The sequence below is a fragment of the Cellulomonas alba genome (assembly GCF_030362835.1).
Lineage (GTDB): Bacteria > Actinomycetota > Actinomycetes > Actinomycetales > Cellulomonadaceae > Cellulomonas > Cellulomonas alba.
The window spans coordinates 95,440-111,523 of sequence record NZ_JAUCGQ010000004.1 but is presented as its reverse complement, the minus strand read 5'-3'; the positions used below and the strand labels follow the sequence as shown (position 1 = coordinate 111,523).

Sequence of the window (16,084 nt, the reverse complement as noted above, 5' to 3'; positions counted from 1 at the left end):
ACCGCGTGAAAAACCGTCCGAACACTGGTCAGGGAGGGCGTCCCGGCTCAGGTCGGACCCCTGGAGGGCCGTAATCTTGGTGTCAACAGATCCAGCGACGACGCGGCTGGCGGCCGCAGCGGAAGTGGGCGAACCTCGCGTGACCCAGAAGGCGGAGCCAGAGCACTCGCGCGCCGATTTCGGTGCGAACGAATGGCTCGTGGACGAGCTGTACGACCAGTACCTCAAGGACAAGAACGCGGTCGACCCCGCGTGGTGGGACTTCTTCGAGGGCTACAGGCCTGACCGGCCGGGCAACGGTGCCCCCACCGGCCACGCGAACGGCGCGACGCCGCCGGGCGCTCCGCCGACGCCGGCCGCCCCGGCCCCCGCTGCCCCGCCGGCCCCCGCGGCCGCGGCAGCGGCACCACCGGCCCCCACCCAGCCCGTCACCAGCACCCACCCCGCGGAGCCCGCACCCGTGACCTCGCCCATCGCGATCTCCCAGCCCGCCACCGCGCCCTACGCCGAGCAGGCCCAGCGCACCGCGGCGGGCGCCGACCAGCCGCAGGACGCGGCGGACAACGTCGAGAAGCTCCGCGGCCCCGCCGCGCGCGTCGTCACCAACATGGAGGCATCGCTCGAGGTCCCGACCGCGACGTCGGTGCGCGCGGTCCCGGCCAAGCTGATGGTCGACAACCGCATCGTCATCAACAACCACCTCGCGCGCGGTCGCGGCGGCAAGGTGTCCTTCACGCACCTCATCGGCTTCGCCGTGGTCGAGGCGCTCGCGGACATGCCCGCGATGAACGCGTCGTACACGCTGGTCGACGGCAAGCCCGGGGTCCTGCAGCCCGCGCACGTCGGCCTCGGCATCGCGATCGACCTCGCGAAGCCGGACGGCACGCGCCAGCTGCTGGTGCCGAGCATCAAGAAGGCCGAGACGCTCGACTTCGCGCAGTTCTGGAACGCCTACGAGGACGTCGTGCGCCGGGCGCGTGGCGGCAAGCTCGGCGTCGACGACTTCGCGGGCACGACGATCTCGCTGACGAACCCCGGCACGATCGGCACGGTCCACTCGGTGCCGCGCCTGATGCAGGGCCAGGGCACGATCATCGGCGTCGGCGCGATGGACTACCCGGCGGAGTTCGCGGGCACGTCCGAGGAGCAGCTCAACCGGATGGGCGTCTCGAAGGTGCTCACGCTGACGAGCACCTACGACCACCGCATCATCCAGGGCGCGCAGTCGGGCGACTTCCTGCGCATCCTCGCCACCAAGCTGCTGGGCGAGGACGGCTTCTACGACCGCGTGTTCTCGGCGCTGCGCGTGCCGTACGAGCCGATCCGCTGGGTCCGCGACGTCTCGACCGACCCCGACACCGAGGCGCTCAAGCCGGCGCTCATCGCCGAGCTCATCCACGCCTACCGCTCGCGCGGCCACCTGATGGCGGACACCGACCCGCTCGCCTACCGCCAGCGCAAGCACCCGGACCTCGACATCCAGACGCACGGCCTCACGCTGTGGGACCTCGACCGGAAGTTCCCCTCGGGCGGGTTCACCGGCAAGTCGCGCGCGTCTCTGCGCGAGGTGCTCGGGCTGCTGCGCGACTCGTACTGCCGCACGGTCGGCATCGAGTACATGCACCTGCAGGACCCGCGGCAGCGCCGCTGGCTGCAGGAGCGCCTCGAGTCCGGCTACGCCCGCACGCCGCGCGAGGACCAGCTGCGCGTGCTCCGCCGCCTCAACGCCGCCGAGGCGTTCGAGACGTTCCTGCAGACGAAGTACGTCGGCCAGAAGCGCTTCTCGCTCGAGGGCGGCGAGTCGGTCATCCCGCTGCTCGACGCGATCCTGTCGAAGGCCGCCGAGAACGGGCTCGACGAGGTCGGCATCGGCATGGCGCACCGCGGCCGTCTCAACGTGCTCGCGAACATCGCCGGCAAGTCGTACGCGCAGGTCTTCAGCGAGTTCGAGGGCAACCAGGACCCGAAGTCGGTGCAGGGCTCCGGCGACGTGAAGTACCACCTCGGCACCGAGGGCGTCTTCACCGCCGAGTCGGGCGCGACGACGAAGGTGTACCTCGCGGCGAACCCGTCGCACCTCGAGGCGGTCGACCCGGTGCTCGAAGGCGTCGTGCGCGCCAAGCAGGACCGCATCGACCTCGGCGGCGACGGCTTCTCGGTGCTGCCGATCCTCATCCACGGCGACGCGGCGTTCGCCGGCCAGGGCGTCGTGTTCGAGACGCTGAACCTCGCGCAGCTGCGCGGGTACCGCACCGGCGGCACGATCCACGTGATCATCAACAACCAGGTCGGGTTCACCACCGGCCCGTCGTCGTCGCGCTCGTCGCAGTACGCGACCGACGTGGTCAAGGGCCTGCAGGTGCCGGTGTTCCACGTGAACGGCGACGACCCCGAGGCCGTCGTCCGCGTCGCGGAGCTCGCGTTCGAGTACCGCGAGCAGTTCGACCGCGACGTCGTCATCGACATGCTCTGCTACCGCCGCCGCGGCCACAACGAGGGCGACGACCCGTCGATGACGCAGCCGCTCATGTACAACCTCATCGAGGCGAAGCGCTCGGTCCGCAAGCTCTACACCGAGACCCTCGTGGCGCGCGGCGACCTGTCGATGGAGGACGCGGAGCAGGCGCTGCGCGACTACCAGGCGCAGCTCGAGCGGGTGTTCAGCGAGACGCGCGAGGACGGCTGGACGCCGCCGCCGCCGCAGGCGGAGGCCGTCGCAGGCCTCGAGCGACCGGAGTCGCAGCTCGAGGACGCTGGCGTGATCATCGGCTGGAAGACCGCCGTCGACGCGTCCGTGCTGGCCCGCATCGGCGCGGCGCACGTGCGCCCGCCGGCCGGCTTCACGGTGCACCCGAAGCTCGCGCAGCTGCTCGAGAAGCGTGAGCAGATGTCGCGCGAGGGCGGCATCGACTGGGGCTACGGCGAGCTCCTCGCGTTCGGCTCGCTGCTCGTCGAGGGCACGCCCGTGCGGCTCGCGGGCCAGGACTCGCGGCGCGGCACGTTCGTGCAGCGGCACGCGGTGCTGCACGACCGCGAGACGGGCGCCGAGTGGACGCCCCTGCTGTACCTGTCGGGCGACCAGGCGAAGTTCTGGGTCTACGACTCGTCGCTCTCGGAGTACGCCGCGCTCGGGTTCGAGTACGGCTACTCGGTCGAGCGGCCCGACGCGCTGGTGCTCTGGGAGGCGCAGTTCGGCGACTTCGTCAACGGCGCGCAGACCGTCATGGACGAGTTCGTCTCGTCGGCGGAGCAGAAGTGGGGCCAGCGCTCGTCGGTCGTCCTGCTGCTGCCCCACGGCTACGAGGGCCAGGGGCCGGACCACAGCTCGGCACGCATCGAGCGGTTCCTCCAGCTCGCGGCGCAGGACAACATGTACATCGCGCAGCCGTCGACGCCGGCGTCGCACTTCCACCTGCTGCGCCGCCAGGCGTACCAGCGCCCGCGCAAGCCGCTCGTCGTCTTCACGCCCAAGTCGATGCTGCGCCTCAAGGCCGCGTCGTCCGCGGTGGAGGACTTCACGACCGGCACGTTCCGCACGGTGATCGGCGACGACCTCGCGGCGGCCAAGGCGGGCCAGGTCGACCGCGTGCTGCTCTGCTCCGGCAAGGTGTACTGGGACCTGCTGGCGCACCGCGTCAAGTCGGGCGACCAGTCCACCGCGATCGTCCGGCTCGAGCAGCTGTACCCGCTCGACGGCGAGTCCCTGCGCCGCGAGCTGGCGCCGTTCGACGGTGCCGAGCTCGTGTGGGTGCAGGACGAGCCGCAGAACCAGGGCCCGTGGTCGTTCCTGACGCTCCACCTCCCGCAGCTCATCAACCGGACGCTGCGCGTGGTGTCGCGCCCCGAGTCGGCGTCCCCGGCGACCGGCACGGCGAAGAAGCACGCGGTCCAGCAGGCGGCGCTCGTCGAGCAGGCGTTCGCGCGCTGACGCCCCACCCCCGAGCACGACACAGCGGACCCGGTCGCCCCCGCGCGGCCGGGTCCGCCGTCTTCGACCACGACGGCGCGGCAGAGGGCGCCGGGCGGCGCGAGCCGCGAGACTGACGCCAGTGATGCGGGAGGGTGATGCGTGTGGGTGAGCTGCCGCTGCGGCTCGCGGTGATCGGCGACGAGCTCGTCGCCGGCGTCGGCGACCCGAAGGGGCTCGGCTGGGTGGGTCGCGTCGTGGCGCGCACCCCGGCAGCGGAGCCCGTGACGGCGCTGACGCTCGCGGTGCCGGGCGAGACCAGCACCGGGCTGGGCGCACGCTGGGAGGCGGAGGTCGACCGTCGCCTGTCCCCCGAGGCCGACAACCGGCTGGTGATCGGGCTCGGACGCGCGGACGTCGCGGCGGGACTCTCGCTCGCGCGCAGCCGGCTCAACCTCGCGAACGTGCTCGACGTCGCCGAGCAGCGCCGCATCCCGGCGTTCGTCGTCGGGCCGCCCCCGGGTGCGGTCGCCGACGGCGACAAGCTCGCGGAGCTCTCAGCCGCGTACGCCGACGTCGCGACGCGTCGCCGGGTGCCGTACGTCGACACGTTCGCGCCGCTCGCCACCCACGACCAGTGGCTGTCGGACCTCGCGTCCGGCGACGGGGTGCTGCCCCGCCAGGCCGGCTACGGGCTGATCGCCTGGCTCGTGCTGCACACCGGCTGGCACGCGTGGCTGGGGCTGCCTGACGACGGCGCCTGACCCGAGCATCGGTCGCCAGAACAGCATCAGCGGAGGGTGGCCCGGACCGCGGCGAGCGCGGTGTCCAGCACGGTGCGCAGCGTGTCGACGGTGAGCTGGTCGACCTTCGCGTGCGCGTCGGCCCGGCGCAGGTCGGCCCGGACCTCGTCGCGGAACCGCGTGATCATCGCCTCCGCGTCCATGAACCGCACGTGCGACGCCAGGCGCGGGTCGTCGCTGCCGGGCGTGCCGTGCGGCACGGCGGACGCGCGCGCCTGCTGGGCCGCCGCGGCGAGGTCGGCACGCAGGCCGCGCATCGAGCCCCGCACGTCGTCCCGGACCTGGGCCGCGCGCTCGCGGACGGTCTCGGCGATGCCCTCCTCGAGCTGGCCGAGCTCGTCGCGCCGGCTCTCGAGCTCCGCCCGTCCGGCGGGCGTCAGCGCGTAGACGCTCTTGCGGTCGGTGTCGACGCGCTCGACGAGCCCCTCCTCCTCGAGGCGGGCCAGTCGCGGGTAGATCGTGCCGGCGCTCGGGCGGTAGGTGCCGCCGAACCGGTCGGTGAGCGCCGTCATCAGCTCGTAGCCGTGCTTCGGGCCGCCCTCGAGGAGCGACAGCAGGTACAGGCGCAGCTGACCGTGCGCGAAGACGGGCGCCATCATCACGCGACCCGCGATCCCTGGCCGCGCAGCACGGTGACGTGCCCGGAGACGGTCGACGCGGACAGGAAGCACGCACCGTCGCCGGTGCGCAGGTCGACGTGCCGCTTGCCGGGCTTGCTGCCCTTGTGCTCCTCGCCGTCGACGACGATGCGCCCCGAGAGCGACTGCGCCTTGACGTTGACGCCGCGGCCCTGCGGCAGGCGCACCGTGACGTCGCCCGAGACGGTCTGGGCGGTGACGGACGACGTGCCGGAGGTGACGTCGAACGTGAGCGCACCCGAGACCGAGTTGGCCTGCACGACGGCCAGCGCGCCCGACGCGGCGATCTCGCCCGAGACGGTGTTGAGGCGGAGGTCGCCGTCGTGCGCGCGCACGGCGATCTCGCCCGACACGGTGTTCGCGCTCAGCCGCCCGTGCGTGCCGTCGACCACGAGGGCACCCGAGACGGTCGACACCGATGCGTCCTCCTGGACGCCCGCGAGCAGCCCCTCGGCCGAGACGGTGCCGAGCTTGACGGGGACGTGGCGTGGCACGGCGACGTGGACGTCGGCGCGGTCGCGGCCGCGGAAGGTCAGGAACCGGTCGACGAACCCCTCCCAGCTGCCGAGCGTCGAGCTGTAGCCGACGCGCAGCTCGCCGTCGACGAGGCTGATCTCGAGCGGCTTGCCGTGCACGTCGTGCACCTCGATGCGCGCGCCCGGCTCGTCGTGCACGACGACGTCCGCGCGCCCGCCGACGAGCTGCACGCGCAGCGAGGCGAGCTGCTCGATCTCGATTATCTGGGGGCCGGCGACGACCCAGGACTCGGTGGCCATGACGCGCTCCAATCGCGATATATCTCGTGTCTGAGAGACACGTTATATCGCGTCATGTCGCGAGGCAAGTCAGGAGGACGCGTTGCGCCGGTCACGCGCCTCCGCGAGGAAGTCGAACAGCGCGTCGAGCAGACGCGCGAGGCCGAACAGGACCATGACGAAGCCCGCGAGCGCGACGGCGCCGCCGATCACCGCGGCGAACCGCGTGTCGTTGTCGGACGCGCTCAGCAGCGAGAGCGCGACGATGATGGCGCCGACGAGCACGACGACGAGCCCGCCGACGATCAGCCAGGTGAACTCCCGGACGGGCGGGATGACGGTGCGCGCGACCATGGCCGAACGGTAGGGGTTCGGGCCGCCTCGCGGGCCGTGTCGCGGGGGTGATCCGCGGGCGTCAGCCGACGAGCCCGGCCTGCCGCAGCTCGACGGTGAGGTCGTGCGGGTTCGACGCGATGCCGATCGCCTCCTCGTACGTGACGACGTCGTCGCGCACGAGCTGGAAGAGGTGCTGGTCGAACGTCTGCATCTTGTAGAAGTCGCCCTCCTTGATCAGGTCGAGGATGGGCGGCGCGTTGAGCGGGTCGATGATCGCCTCGGCCGTGCGGCCGGTGTTGACCATGACCTCGATCGCGGGGCGGCGGCCGGCGCCGTCGGCGCGGCGCACCAGACGCTGCGACACGATGCCGCGCAGCGCCTGCGCGAGCGCGATGCGGACCTGCTTCTGCTCGTGCGGCGGGAAGAAGTCGACGATGCGGTTGATCGTCTCGGCGGCGTCGATGGTGTGCAGCGTCGAGAGGACCAGGTGCCCCGTCTCGGCCGCGGAGAGGGCCGCGCGGACCGTCTCGACGTCACGCATCTCGCCGACGAGGATCACGTCGGGGTCCTGCCGCATCGCCGCACGCAGCGCGACCGTGAAGTCGGCGGTGTCCTGGCGGACCTCGCGCTGGCTGACGATCGCCTTCTTGTCCTGGTGCAGGATCTCGATCGGGTCCTCGATCGTGACGATGTTGACCTCGCGGTAGCTGTTGATGAGGTCGACCATCGAGGCGAGCGTCGTCGTCTTGCCGGAGCCCGTCGGGCCCGTGACGAGCACGAGGCCGCGGGGCTCGAGGGCGAGCTCGCCGACGACCTCCGGGAGCGCGAGCTCCGAGAGCGAGGAGGCGCCGACCGCGACGCGGCGGAAGACGAGGCCGTACGTGCCGCGCGCCTGGTACGCGTTGACGCGGAACCGGCCGACGCCCGACAGCGAGTACGCGAAGTCCGCCTCGTGCGTCTCGCGGAACTTCTCCACGAGGTCGTCCGGCAGGACCTCCTCGAGCATGCGCTCGGTGTCCGCCGGCTTGAGGTCCGGCACCTGGAGCTTGCGCAGGCGGCCGTCGACGCGCACCCGCGGCGCGGACCCCACCTTGCAGTGCAGGTCGGAGCCGCCCGTGCTCGCGAGGGCGTGCAGGAACGGGATGACGGACTGCGTCTGCTGGCTCACCTGGCAGATATCGGACGTCGCCGCCGTGGACTTGAGCAGGTCCGACGTGTGGGACCATGGTCGACGGCACTGGCTCGCCGGACAGGCAGGGCCGAGGACCGACACGCAAGGAGAACCCCATGAGCAAGCGCGGCCGCAAGCGTCGTTCGCGTGCGGGGAGCAACGCCAACCACGGCAAGCGCCCCAACGCCTGAGCAGCACGCTCGGCGTGGGACCCCACGCAGCACGAAGGCCCCGGTCGTCCGACCGGGGCCTTCGTCGTTCTCGGTGACTCGTCGTGGCTGGCCGCTCGCGCGGCCCGCGCTCACGAGTCGCGGACCGTCGCCCGCATGACGACGAGCTGCTCGTGGATCCGCACCCGGAGCGTGTCGGGCGCGACCTCCTGGCAGCCGCGCTTCACGAGCTTCTTCAGCACGATCTCGACGTCGTACTCCTCGAGGCAGCCGCGGCACTCCGCGAGGTGGTGCCGGACGGTCTCGGCGTCGACGTCCGTCAGCTCCGAGTCGAGGTACTCCCAGAGCCGGTCGAGCGCGTCGGTGCAGTCGCCGTCGCACTCCCGGGCGGCCACCGTGCGCTGCTCCTCGTCGTTCATCGCGTCTCCTCCGTAGCGGACGCTGCCGGCACCAGGCCACGCTCGCGCGCGTAGTCGGCCAGCAGGTCCCGCAGCTGGGCGCGACCACGGTGCAGCCGGGACATCACGGTCCCGATCGGCGTGCCCATGATCTCGGCGATCTCCTTGTAGGCGAAGCCCTCGACGTCGGCGAGGTACACCGCGATGCGGAAGTCCTCGGGGATGCGCTGCAGCGCGTCCTTGACGTCCGAGTCGGGCAGGTGGTCGAGCGCGTCGGCCTCGGCCGAGCGCAGACCCGTCGACGTGTGCGACTCCGCACGCGCGAGCTGCCAGTCCTCGATCTCCTCCGACCGCGACTGCTGCGGCTCGCGCTGCTTCTTGCGGTAGGAGTTGATGTACGTGTTCGTCAGGATCCGGTAGAGCCACGCCTTGAGGTTGGTGCCCGGCCGGTACTGGTGGAACGCCGCGAACGCCTTGGTGAACGTCTCCTGGACGAGGTCCTCGGCGTCGGCGGCGTTGCGCGTCATGCGCAGCGCGGCACCGTAGAGCTGGTCGAGGTAGACCAGGGCCTCGGCCTCGAACCGCTCGGTGCGTGCCGCGTCGTCCTCGGACTCGGGGGCGCGGTGGGTGTCCTCGCTCATCGCCGCCGAGCCTAGCCCCGGCAGGTGGGGGCCACCGGACAGCTCGACCCCGGCCGACCACAGCGCGACGCGCGGCGGCAGCATGCGTCCGGGCACGTCGGGGGCCGGGAGGGCGGCACTCATGCGTCGCACAACCGACGCACGGGTCACGGCATTCCCGGCACGCCTCCCGGCACGCCTCCCGGCCCGCCTCCCGGCCCGCCTCCGGCACACGTCCCGGCACGGCTCCCCGCACGCGCGCCCCGCCGCGCCGCTCGCGCTGCCGCGGCGGCCCGTGACCGTCCCCGGGCGGTCCCCCGTCGCCCGCACTAGCGTGGCAGGATCAGCCCCGCCGACCGGGAGGACACCGTGCTGCTGCGCCGCCTCGCCCGCCCCATGTTCGCCTCGTGGTTCGTCAACGAGGGCGTCGACGTGCTCCGGTCGCCGGCGCCGCACGTCGCGGACATGCGCGCGGTGCTCGACCGGCTCAACCGGCGGCTGCCGGCGCAGGCCGCCGGCACACCCGTCGGGTCCGCGCTCGCCACCCCTCTGACGGACGCGCAGCTGACGACGATCGTGCGCGCGCACGGCGGCGCGCTGGCCGTGGCGGGCATGCTGCTCGGGCTCGGGCGGGCGCCGAGGACCGTCTCGTTCGTGCTCGCGATCCTCACCGCGCCCCTCGTCGTGGCCGCGCTGCCCGACAAGCAGGCGGACGCCGGGGACAAGCTGCTGCGCCGGGCGCGCCGCGCGCGGCTGATCCGGTCGCTCGCGTTCACCGGCGGCGCCGTGCTCGCCGGCGCGGACAGCCAGGGCCGCCCGTCGATCGGCTGGCGGGTGCAGCACGCGCGGGCCGAGCACGCCAAGGCCAAGGCGAGCGACGACTGACGCGCGGGCTGCAGGCCCGGGGGGCGGCTGGACGGCCCCGAACCGGGTCGCACGCCGCCACTACCCTGGCCGCATGACGAGCACCGCCTGGCCCGCCCCCGTCGCCGACGGTCCGCTCGACGCGACCGTCGAGGTGCCGGGCTCGAAGTCGCTCAGCAACCGGTACCTGGTGCTGGCGGCGCTGGCCGACGGTCCGAGCCGCCTGCGCGCGATGCTGTCGTCGCGCGACACCCGCCTGATGGGCGCCGCGCTCGAGACGCTCGGCGTCGGCGTCGAGACGGGCACCGACTGGCTCGTCACGCCCGGGGCCCTCCGGGGCCACGTCACTGTCGACTGCGGCCTCGCGGGCACGGTGATGCGGTTCCTGCCGCCCGTCGCGGCGCTCGCCGACGGCCCGGTGCACTTCAAGGGCGACGTCGAGGCGCTCGCCCGGCCGATGGGGCCGATCCTCGACGCGCTGCGCGCGCTGGGCGTCCGGGTCGACGACGAGGGCGAGCCCGGCCGGCTGCCGTTCACGGTGCACGGCGAGGGGGCCGTGCGCGGCGGGGCGGTCGACGTCGACGCGTCGGGCTCGAGCCAGTTCGTGTCCGGCCTGCTGCTCGCCGCGCCGCGGTTCGAGCGCGGGCTGACCGTCCGGCACACCGGCGCGACGCTGCCGTCGGTGCCGCACATCGAGATGACCGTCGCGCTGCTGCGGACGGCCGGCGTCGAGGTCGACGACTCCGTGCCCGGCACGTGGCGCGTCGAGCCAGGACCGGTCGCGGCCCGCGACGTGCGCGTCGAGCCCGACCTGTCCAACGCCGCGCCCTTCCTGTGCGCCGCGCTGGCGGTCGGGGGCACCGTGCGCGTGCCGGGCTGGCCCGCGAGCACGACGCAGCCCGGCGGGCTGCTGCCCGGGATCCTCGAGCAGCTCGGCGGCACGGCACGGCTCGACGGGGACGTGCTGACGGTCAGCGGCACCGGTGCGGTGCGCGGCGCGGACCTCGACCTGCACGCCGCCGGCGAGATCGCACCGACGATCGCGGCGCTGCTCGTGCTGGCCGACTTCCCCAGCCGGTTGCGCGGCATCGCGCACCTGCGCGGGCACGAGACCGACCGGCTGGCGGCGCTGACCGCGGAGATCACGAGGCTCGGCGGTCGCTGCGCGGAGACGGCCGACGGCCTGCGCATCGAGCCCGCGCCGCTGACGGGTGGCGAGTGGCGCTCGTACGCGGACCACCGGATGGCGACGGCCGGCGCGCTGATCGGCCTGCGCGTGCCCGGCGTGCTCGTCGAGGACGTCGCCACCACCGCGAAGACGCTGCCGGACTTCGTCGGCCTGTGGACGGGCATGCTCGGCGCGCGGGTCGCCGCATGACCTCGGGCCCCGGGGCCGCCTGATGGCGACGCGGCGCTACGACGAGCGGGACGTGCGGATCCGTCCCGGTCGCGGCACGCGACCGCGCACCAAGCAGCGACCCGCGCACGAGGACGCGCTGCCCGCACTCGTCACGGGCGTCGACCGTGGGCGCTACGCGGTGCTGGTGGACCCGGACGGGCCGGGCGAGCACGCGGTCACCGCCATGAAGGCTCGCGAGCTGGGCCGCGACCGCGTGGTGCCGGGCGACCTGGTTGACGTCGTGGGCGACACGACCGGCGAGGACGGGACGCTCGCGCGCATCGTCCGCATCGGCGACCGGCGCACCGTGCTCCGCCGCACCGCGGACGACACCGACCCGATCGAGCGCGTCATCGTCGCGAACGCCGACCAGCTCGTGATCGTCACCGCGCTCGCCGACCCCGAGCCGCGCACGCGCATGATCGACCGCTGCGTCGCGGCGGCGTACGACGCCGGCATGGACGCGCTGCTCGCGCTGACGAAGGCCGACCTCGCGGACCCCGCGGAGCTCGTCGCGCTCTACGAGCCGGTGGGCGTGCGGATCGTCGTCACGCACCGTGCCGGCGACGAGATCGTCGGGCTCGACGAGGTGCGCGCCGCGCTCGCCGGGCGCACGTCGGTGCTCGTGGGCCACTCGGGCGTCGGGAAGTCGACGCTCGTCAACGCGCTGGTCCCGTCGGCCGGGCGCGCCACGGGTGCCGTCAACGACGTGACGGGCCGCGGGCGGCACACGTCGACCTCCGCGATCGCGCTGCGTGTGCCTGGCAACGACGAGCCGACCTGGGTCATCGACACGCCGGGCGTGCGGTCGTTCGGGCTCGCGCACGTCGAGCCCGACCACCTGCTCGCCGCGTTCGCCGACCTGTCCGAGGTGGCGCGCGAGTGCCCGCGCGGCTGCACGCACGCCGCTGACGCCCCCGACTGCGCGCTCGACGAGTGGGTCGCGGCGGCGCCCGACGAGCCCGCGCGGGCGGCCCGGGTCGACTCGTTCCGGCGCCTGCTGGCCTCGCGGCTGGGCACGGCCGAGCCCGACCCGCGCGAGGGCGCCCGGCCCTGAGGCGAGCGCGCCCGCCGTCGCGGCTCGCGCGCACCGCCGTGGGCCGCCCGCCCCGGCACCTCACCCGGCCGATACGGTGTCCGCCATGAGCCTGCGGACCGGGTACGACGACGACCTGCGCCTCGCCCACGTGATCGCCGACCAGGTCGACGCCCTGACGACGAGCCGGTTCAAGGCGCTCGACCTGCGCGTCGAGACGAAGCCCGACCTGTCGCCTGTCTCCGACGCCGACCGCACCGCCGAGGAGCTGATCCGGTCGCAGCTCTCGCGTGCGCGGCCGCGCGACGCCGTGCACGGCGAGGAGCTGGCGGACACCGGCCACGGGCCGCGGCGCTGGGTGGTCGACCCGATCGACGGGACGAAGAACTACGTGCGCGGCGTGCCGGTCTGGGCCACGCTCATCGCGCTGCTCGACGGCGACGAGGTGGTCGTCGGGCTCGTGTCGGCGCCCGCGCTGGGTCGCCGCTGGTGGGCCGCGAAGGGCTCGGGCGCCTGGACGGGCCGCTCGCTCTCGTCCGCGACCCGCATCCACGTCTCGCGCGTCGACCGGCTGTCGGACGCGTCGTTCTCGTACTCGAGCCTGACGGGCTGGGAGGAGCGCGGCCGCATGGGCGAGGTGCTCGAGCTGATGCGGGGCGTCTGGCGGACGCGCGCGTACGGCGACTTCTGGTCGTACGTGCTCGTGGCCGAGGGCGCGGTCGACGTCGCGGCCGAGCCCGAGCTCGCGCTGCACGACATGGCGGCGCTCGTCCCGATCGTCACCGAGGCCGGCGGCACGTTCACGTCGGCGAAGGGTGTGCCCGGGCCGTTCGGCGGCTCCGCGCTCGTGACCAACGGGCTGCTGCACGAGCAGGTGCTCGCGATCCTCGACCCGCTGCCCGAGCCGCACAGCGAGCCCCGGCACGTCGCCGACGGCGACGCCGCGCGCCCGTGACCGACCGGCACCGGGAGGAGCGGGCGGCGTCGTTCGAGCGCGGTGCCGCGGTGTACGCCGCGACGCGCCCGAGCTACCCGGACGACGCGGTCGCCTGGTGCGTCCCCGCACGAGCGCGCGACGCGCTCGACCTCGCGGCCGGGACGGGCAAGCTGACCGCGTCTCTCGTCGCGCGCGGGCTCGACGTCGTCGCGGTCGAGCCGTCCGACGCGATGCGTGGCGAGCTCGTCGCGGTGCTGCCGGGCGTCGACGCGCGCACCGGGACCGCCGAGGCGACCGGCCTGCCCGACGCGTCGGTCGACGTCGTGACCGTGGGCCAGGCGTGGCACTGGTTCGACGAGGCGGCCGCGGCCGCCGAGTGCGCACGGGTGCTGCGCCCGGGCGGCGTGCTCGCCGTGCTGTGGAACCTGCGCGACGAGGCCGTCGACTGGATGGCCGCGTTCAGCGTGCTGCTGCATCGCGGCGACGCGCTCGACCCGGCGCGACCGGCGCCCGTGGTGGGCGACGCGTTCGGGCCCGTCGAGGGCGCCACGTTCCGGTGGAGCCAGCCGTTCCGGCCCACCGACCTGCGCGGCCTCGCCGCGAGCCGCAGCCACCTGCTGACGCTCCCCGAGGCGGAGCGCGACGCGATCCTCGACGAGGTCGACGAGCTCGCTGCCATCCACCCGGCCCTGCGCGGTCGCGACGTCGTCGACTTCCCCTACGTCACGCACTGCTGGCGCGCGACGCGACGCTAGAGGTGGTGCGCCGCCGCGTCGGTCTGGTCGACGACGCCGAGCACCGCGGGCAGCTCGTCGAGCGACTCGATGCGCACCACGGCGGCCGCGGCGATCTGCGCGTCGCTGATCGGGTGCCGCCGACCGCCGGGGCGGTCGACCCAGACACCCACCAGGCCCGCGTCGCGCGAGGCGACCGCGTCGACGTCGAGCTCGTCGCCGACGTAGGCCGTGCGCGCCGGGTCCGTGCCGAGCCGCCGGCACGCCTCGAGGAACACGCGCGGGTCGGGCTTGCCGAAGCCGAGCGTGTCGACGCCGACGAGCATCGGCACGCGGTCGACGAGCGCGACGCGGGTCAGCTTGTCGACCTGGTACCGCGTGCCCGCGTTGGAGAGCGCTCCGACGCGCAGGCCGGCCGCGACCAGCGCGTCGACCACGCGGAGCGCCTCGGCGTGCGCGGCCCACGCGGCGCGGAACTGCGCGTCGAAGTGCGCGTCCCACTCGTCGTAGGCCGCGTCGTCGAGCGCCGGCCCGCCGAACTGCGCGTGCAGCTCGTTCGCGCGCGCCATCCGCTGCGCCCGGCCCGACACCTCGCCGCGGGTGTAGGCGGCGTAGTGGCCGTTGACGTCGGCGCGCCACACGCGCACGAGCTCGGCCTCGCGGGCCGCCTCCGCGGCGGCGTCCGGCACGGGCGGGAGCCAGCGCCGCGCCGACGCCCCCAGCGCGCGACCGAACGCACCCCGGGTGTCGACGAGCGTGTCGTCGATGTCGAACAGGACGCCGTCGACCGGCCGCGCCGGGCTCGAGGTCACAGGCTCGCCCGAAGCCGCGCGACGCGGGCCAGTGTCGCGTCCTTGCCGAGGATCTCCATGGACTCGAACAGCGGCGGCGACACGCGGCGGCCGGTCAGCGCGACGCGCAGCGGCGTGTACGCGAACCGCGGCTTGATGCCGAGGCCGCCCTCCTCCGGGGCGGCGACGAGCGCGGCCTGGAGCGCGTCCTGCGTCGAGGCCGTCGTGAACTCCTCGAGCGCCGTGAGCGCGGCCGTCGAGGCGTCGAGCACGGCCGCGGCGTCGTCCCGGAGCGCCGCGCGCGCGTCGTCCTCGACCGTCACCGCGTCGTCCCCGACGAACAGGAACCCGAGCATGCCGACCGCCTCGCCGAGCAGCGTCATGCGCTCCTGGACGAGCGGCGCGCCCGCGTCGAGCAGCGCGCGCTGCTCGGCCGCGAGGTCGGCGTAGGAGTCGGTCGGCACCAGCCCCGCCGCGTGCAGGTAGGGCACGAGGCGGTCGCGGAAGTCGTCGGGCGCCAGCAGGCGCACGTGCGCGGCGTTGATCGCCTCGGCCTTCTTGAGGTCGAACCGCGCCGGGTTGGGGTTGACGTCCGCGACGTCGAACGCGTGCGCGAGCTCGTCGAGCGAGAACACGTCGCGGTCCGGCGCGATCGACCAGCCGAGCAGCGCGAGGTAGTTGAGCAGACCTTCGGGCGTGAAGCCGCGCTCGCGGTGCAGGAACAGGTTCGACTCGGGGTCGCGCTTCGACAGCTTCTTGTTGCCCTCGCCCATCACGTAGGGCAGGTGGCCGAACAGCGGCATGACGTTCGCGACGCCGAGCTCGAGCAGTGCCCGGTAGAGCACGACCTGGCGCGGCGTCGACGAGAGCAGGTCCTCGCCGCGCAGCACGTGGGTGATGCCCATGAACGCGTCGTCGACCGGGTTCACCAGCGTGTACAGGGGCTGGCCGTTGGCGCGGACGATGACGTAGTCCGGGACGGAGCCCGCCTTGAAGGTCACGTCGCCGCGCACCAGGTCGGTGAACGTGACGTCCTCGTCGGGCATGCGGAGGCGCAGCACGGGCGAGCGGCCCTCGGCGCGGTAGGCCGCCTTCTGCTCGTCGGACAGGGCGCGGTCGAAGCCGTCGTAGCCGAGCTTCGGGTCGCGGCCGGCGGCGCGATGGCGGGCCTCGATCTCCTCGGGCGTCGAGAACGACTCGTACGCGTAGCCGCCCTCGACCAGCCGGCGCACGACATCCGCGTACAGGTCGCCGCGCTGCGACTGGCGGTACGGCTCGTGCGGGCCGCCGACCTCGACGCCCTCGTCCCAGTCCAGGCCGAGCCAGCGCAGCGCGTCGAGCAGCTGGAGGTAGCTCTCCTCGGAGTCGCGCTCGGCGTCGGTGTCCTCGATGCGGAACACGAACGTGCCGCCCGTGCGGCGCGCGTACGCCCAGTTGAACAGAGCGGTGCGGATGAGGCCGACGTGCGGGGTCCCGGTCGGCGACGGGCAGAAACGAACGCGGACGGGCACGTCGGAGGTCATGG

At 73.8% G+C, this 16,084-nt stretch carries 16 protein-coding genes; 8 read left to right on the top strand and 8 right to left on the bottom strand.

The window, feature by feature from the left end; translation table 11 throughout:
• Positions 1–139: 139 nt before the first annotated feature.
• Together QRT04_RS16855 and QRT04_RS16850 are read left to right on the top strand one after the other, a co-directional pair.
• Positions 140–3,928, top strand: a complete 3,789-nt coding sequence (locus QRT04_RS16855; RefSeq protein ID WP_289456873.1) for a multifunctional oxoglutarate decarboxylase/oxoglutarate dehydrogenase thiamine pyrophosphate-binding subunit/dihydrolipoyllysine-residue succinyltransferase subunit — start codon at positions 140–142, stop codon at positions 3,926–3,928.
• Between the two features lie 143 nt (positions 3,929–4,071).
• Positions 4,072–4,671, top strand: coding sequence for a GDSL-type esterase/lipase family protein (locus tag QRT04_RS16850; protein ID WP_407653660.1), 600 nt, complete (start codon positions 4,072–4,074; stop codon positions 4,669–4,671).
• A gap of 26 nt (positions 4,672–4,697) precedes the next feature.
• Here QRT04_RS16850 and QRT04_RS16845 read toward each other — a convergent pair whose 3' ends face one another.
• From QRT04_RS16845 to QRT04_RS16830, 4 genes are all read right to left on the bottom strand, one after another.
• Positions 4,698–5,306 (bottom strand): PadR family transcriptional regulator, encoded by a 609-nt coding sequence (locus tag QRT04_RS16845; RefSeq protein WP_289456957.1) that lies wholly within the window; start codon positions 5,304–5,306, stop codon positions 4,698–4,700.
• A 2-nt stretch (positions 5,307–5,308) separates the two neighbouring features.
• Positions 5,309–6,124, bottom strand: a complete 816-nt coding sequence (locus tag QRT04_RS16840; protein WP_289456871.1) for a DUF4097 family beta strand repeat-containing protein — start codon at positions 6,122–6,124, stop codon at positions 5,309–5,311.
• A gap of 69 nt (positions 6,125–6,193) precedes the next feature.
• Positions 6,194–6,457: a hypothetical protein gene (locus QRT04_RS16835; protein ID WP_289456870.1), complete on the bottom strand. Its 264-nt coding sequence runs from the start codon at positions 6,455–6,457 to the stop codon at positions 6,194–6,196.
• A 61-nt stretch (positions 6,458–6,518) separates the two neighbouring features.
• Positions 6,519–7,607, bottom strand: coding sequence for a type IV pilus twitching motility protein PilT (locus tag QRT04_RS16830; RefSeq protein WP_289456869.1), 1,089 nt, complete (start codon positions 7,605–7,607; stop codon positions 6,519–6,521).
• A gap of 119 nt (positions 7,608–7,726) precedes the next feature.
• On the opposite strand from QRT04_RS16830, the gene QRT04_RS17225 reads away from it, so the two are divergent.
• The gene (locus QRT04_RS17225) at positions 7,727–7,801 is read left to right on the top strand and encodes a 50S ribosomal protein bL37 (protein WP_407653663.1); all 75 of its coding nucleotides are present in this window, start codon (positions 7,727–7,729) and stop codon (positions 7,799–7,801) included.
• 110 nt (positions 7,802–7,911) lie between these two features.
• Here the strand turns inward: QRT04_RS17225 and rsrA are convergent, their stop codons facing one another.
• Positions 7,912–8,199 carry a mycothiol system anti-sigma-R factor gene (rsrA, locus tag QRT04_RS16825; protein WP_289456868.1) on the bottom strand — a complete coding sequence of 96 codons (288 nt, stop codon included), beginning with the start codon at positions 8,197–8,199 and terminating at the stop codon, positions 7,912–7,914.
• Complete coding sequence (locus QRT04_RS16820; protein WP_289456866.1) at positions 8,196–8,942, bottom strand: sigma-70 family RNA polymerase sigma factor; 747 nt, start codon at positions 8,940–8,942, stop codon at positions 8,196–8,198. The genes rsrA and QRT04_RS16820 overlap by 4 nt, the downstream gene beginning before the upstream one ends.
• A gap of 225 nt (positions 8,943–9,167) precedes the next feature.
• Here QRT04_RS16820 and QRT04_RS16815 point away from each other — a divergent pair, with 225 nt between their 5' ends.
• From QRT04_RS16815 to QRT04_RS16795, 5 genes are all read left to right on the top strand, one after another.
• The gene (locus QRT04_RS16815; RefSeq protein WP_289456865.1) at positions 9,168–9,683 is read left to right on the top strand and encodes a DoxX family protein; all 516 of its coding nucleotides are present in this window, start codon (positions 9,168–9,170) and stop codon (positions 9,681–9,683) included.
• Positions 9,684–9,756: 73 nt separating this feature from the next.
• Complete coding sequence (gene aroA, locus QRT04_RS16810; RefSeq protein ID WP_289456862.1) at positions 9,757–11,040, top strand: 3-phosphoshikimate 1-carboxyvinyltransferase; 1,284 nt, start codon at positions 9,757–9,759, stop codon at positions 11,038–11,040.
• Between the two features lie 22 nt (positions 11,041–11,062).
• The gene (gene rsgA, locus QRT04_RS16805; RefSeq protein ID WP_289456861.1) at positions 11,063–12,118 is read left to right on the top strand and encodes a ribosome small subunit-dependent GTPase A; all 1,056 of its coding nucleotides are present in this window, start codon (positions 11,063–11,065) and stop codon (positions 12,116–12,118) included.
• An 85-nt stretch (positions 12,119–12,203) separates the two neighbouring features.
• Positions 12,204–13,052, top strand: a complete 849-nt coding sequence (gene hisN, locus QRT04_RS16800; RefSeq protein ID WP_289456859.1) for a histidinol-phosphatase — start codon at positions 12,204–12,206, stop codon at positions 13,050–13,052.
• Positions 13,049–13,789: a class I SAM-dependent methyltransferase gene (locus QRT04_RS16795; protein ID WP_289456857.1), complete on the top strand. Its 741-nt coding sequence runs from the start codon at positions 13,049–13,051 to the stop codon at positions 13,787–13,789. The genes hisN and QRT04_RS16795 overlap by 4 nt, the downstream gene beginning before the upstream one ends.
• On the opposite strand, the gene QRT04_RS16790 is transcribed toward QRT04_RS16795, so the two are convergent.
• Together QRT04_RS16790 and gltX are read right to left on the bottom strand one after the other, a co-directional pair.
• On the bottom strand, positions 13,786–14,580 hold the full coding sequence (locus QRT04_RS16790) for an HAD family hydrolase (RefSeq protein ID WP_289456855.1): 795 nt from the start codon (positions 14,578–14,580) through the stop codon (positions 13,786–13,788). The genes QRT04_RS16795 and QRT04_RS16790 overlap by 4 nt on opposite strands.
• Positions 14,577–16,082 (bottom strand): glutamate--tRNA ligase, encoded by a 1,506-nt coding sequence (gene gltX, locus QRT04_RS16785; protein ID WP_289456853.1) that lies wholly within the window; start codon positions 16,080–16,082, stop codon positions 14,577–14,579. Before gltX ends, QRT04_RS16790 begins: the two co-directional genes overlap by 4 nt.
• Positions 16,083–16,084 lie beyond the last annotated feature (2 nt).

Bases quoted from the DNA above. Each gene is read 5' to 3' on its own strand.
- aroA (WP_289456862.1), top strand. From the start codon at position 9,757: ATGACGAGCACCGCCTGGCCCGCCCCCGTCGCCGACGGTCCGCTCGAC.
- gltX (WP_289456853.1), bottom strand. From the start codon at position 16,082: ATGACCTCCGACGTGCCCGTCCGCGTTCGTTTCTGCCCGTCGCCGACC.
- hisN (WP_289456859.1), top strand. From the start codon at position 12,204: ATGAGCCTGCGGACCGGGTACGACGACGACCTGCGCCTCGCCCACGTG.
- QRT04_RS16845 (WP_289456957.1), bottom strand. From the start codon at position 5,306: ATGGCGCCCGTCTTCGCGCACGGTCAGCTGCGCCTGTACCTGCTGTCG.
- QRT04_RS16840 (WP_289456871.1), bottom strand. From the start codon at position 6,124: ATGGCCACCGAGTCCTGGGTCGTCGCCGGCCCCCAGATAATCGAGATC.
- rsgA (WP_289456861.1), top strand. From the start codon at position 11,063: ATGGCGACGCGGCGCTACGACGAGCGGGACGTGCGGATCCGTCCCGGT.
- rsrA (WP_289456868.1), bottom strand. From the start codon at position 8,199: ATGAACGACGAGGAGCAGCGCACGGTGGCCGCCCGGGAGTGCGACGGC.
- QRT04_RS16835 (WP_289456870.1), bottom strand. From the start codon at position 6,457: ATGGTCGCGCGCACCGTCATCCCGCCCGTCCGGGAGTTCACCTGGCTG.
- QRT04_RS16820 (WP_289456866.1), bottom strand. From the start codon at position 8,942: ATGAGTGCCGCCCTCCCGGCCCCCGACGTGCCCGGACGCATGCTGCCG.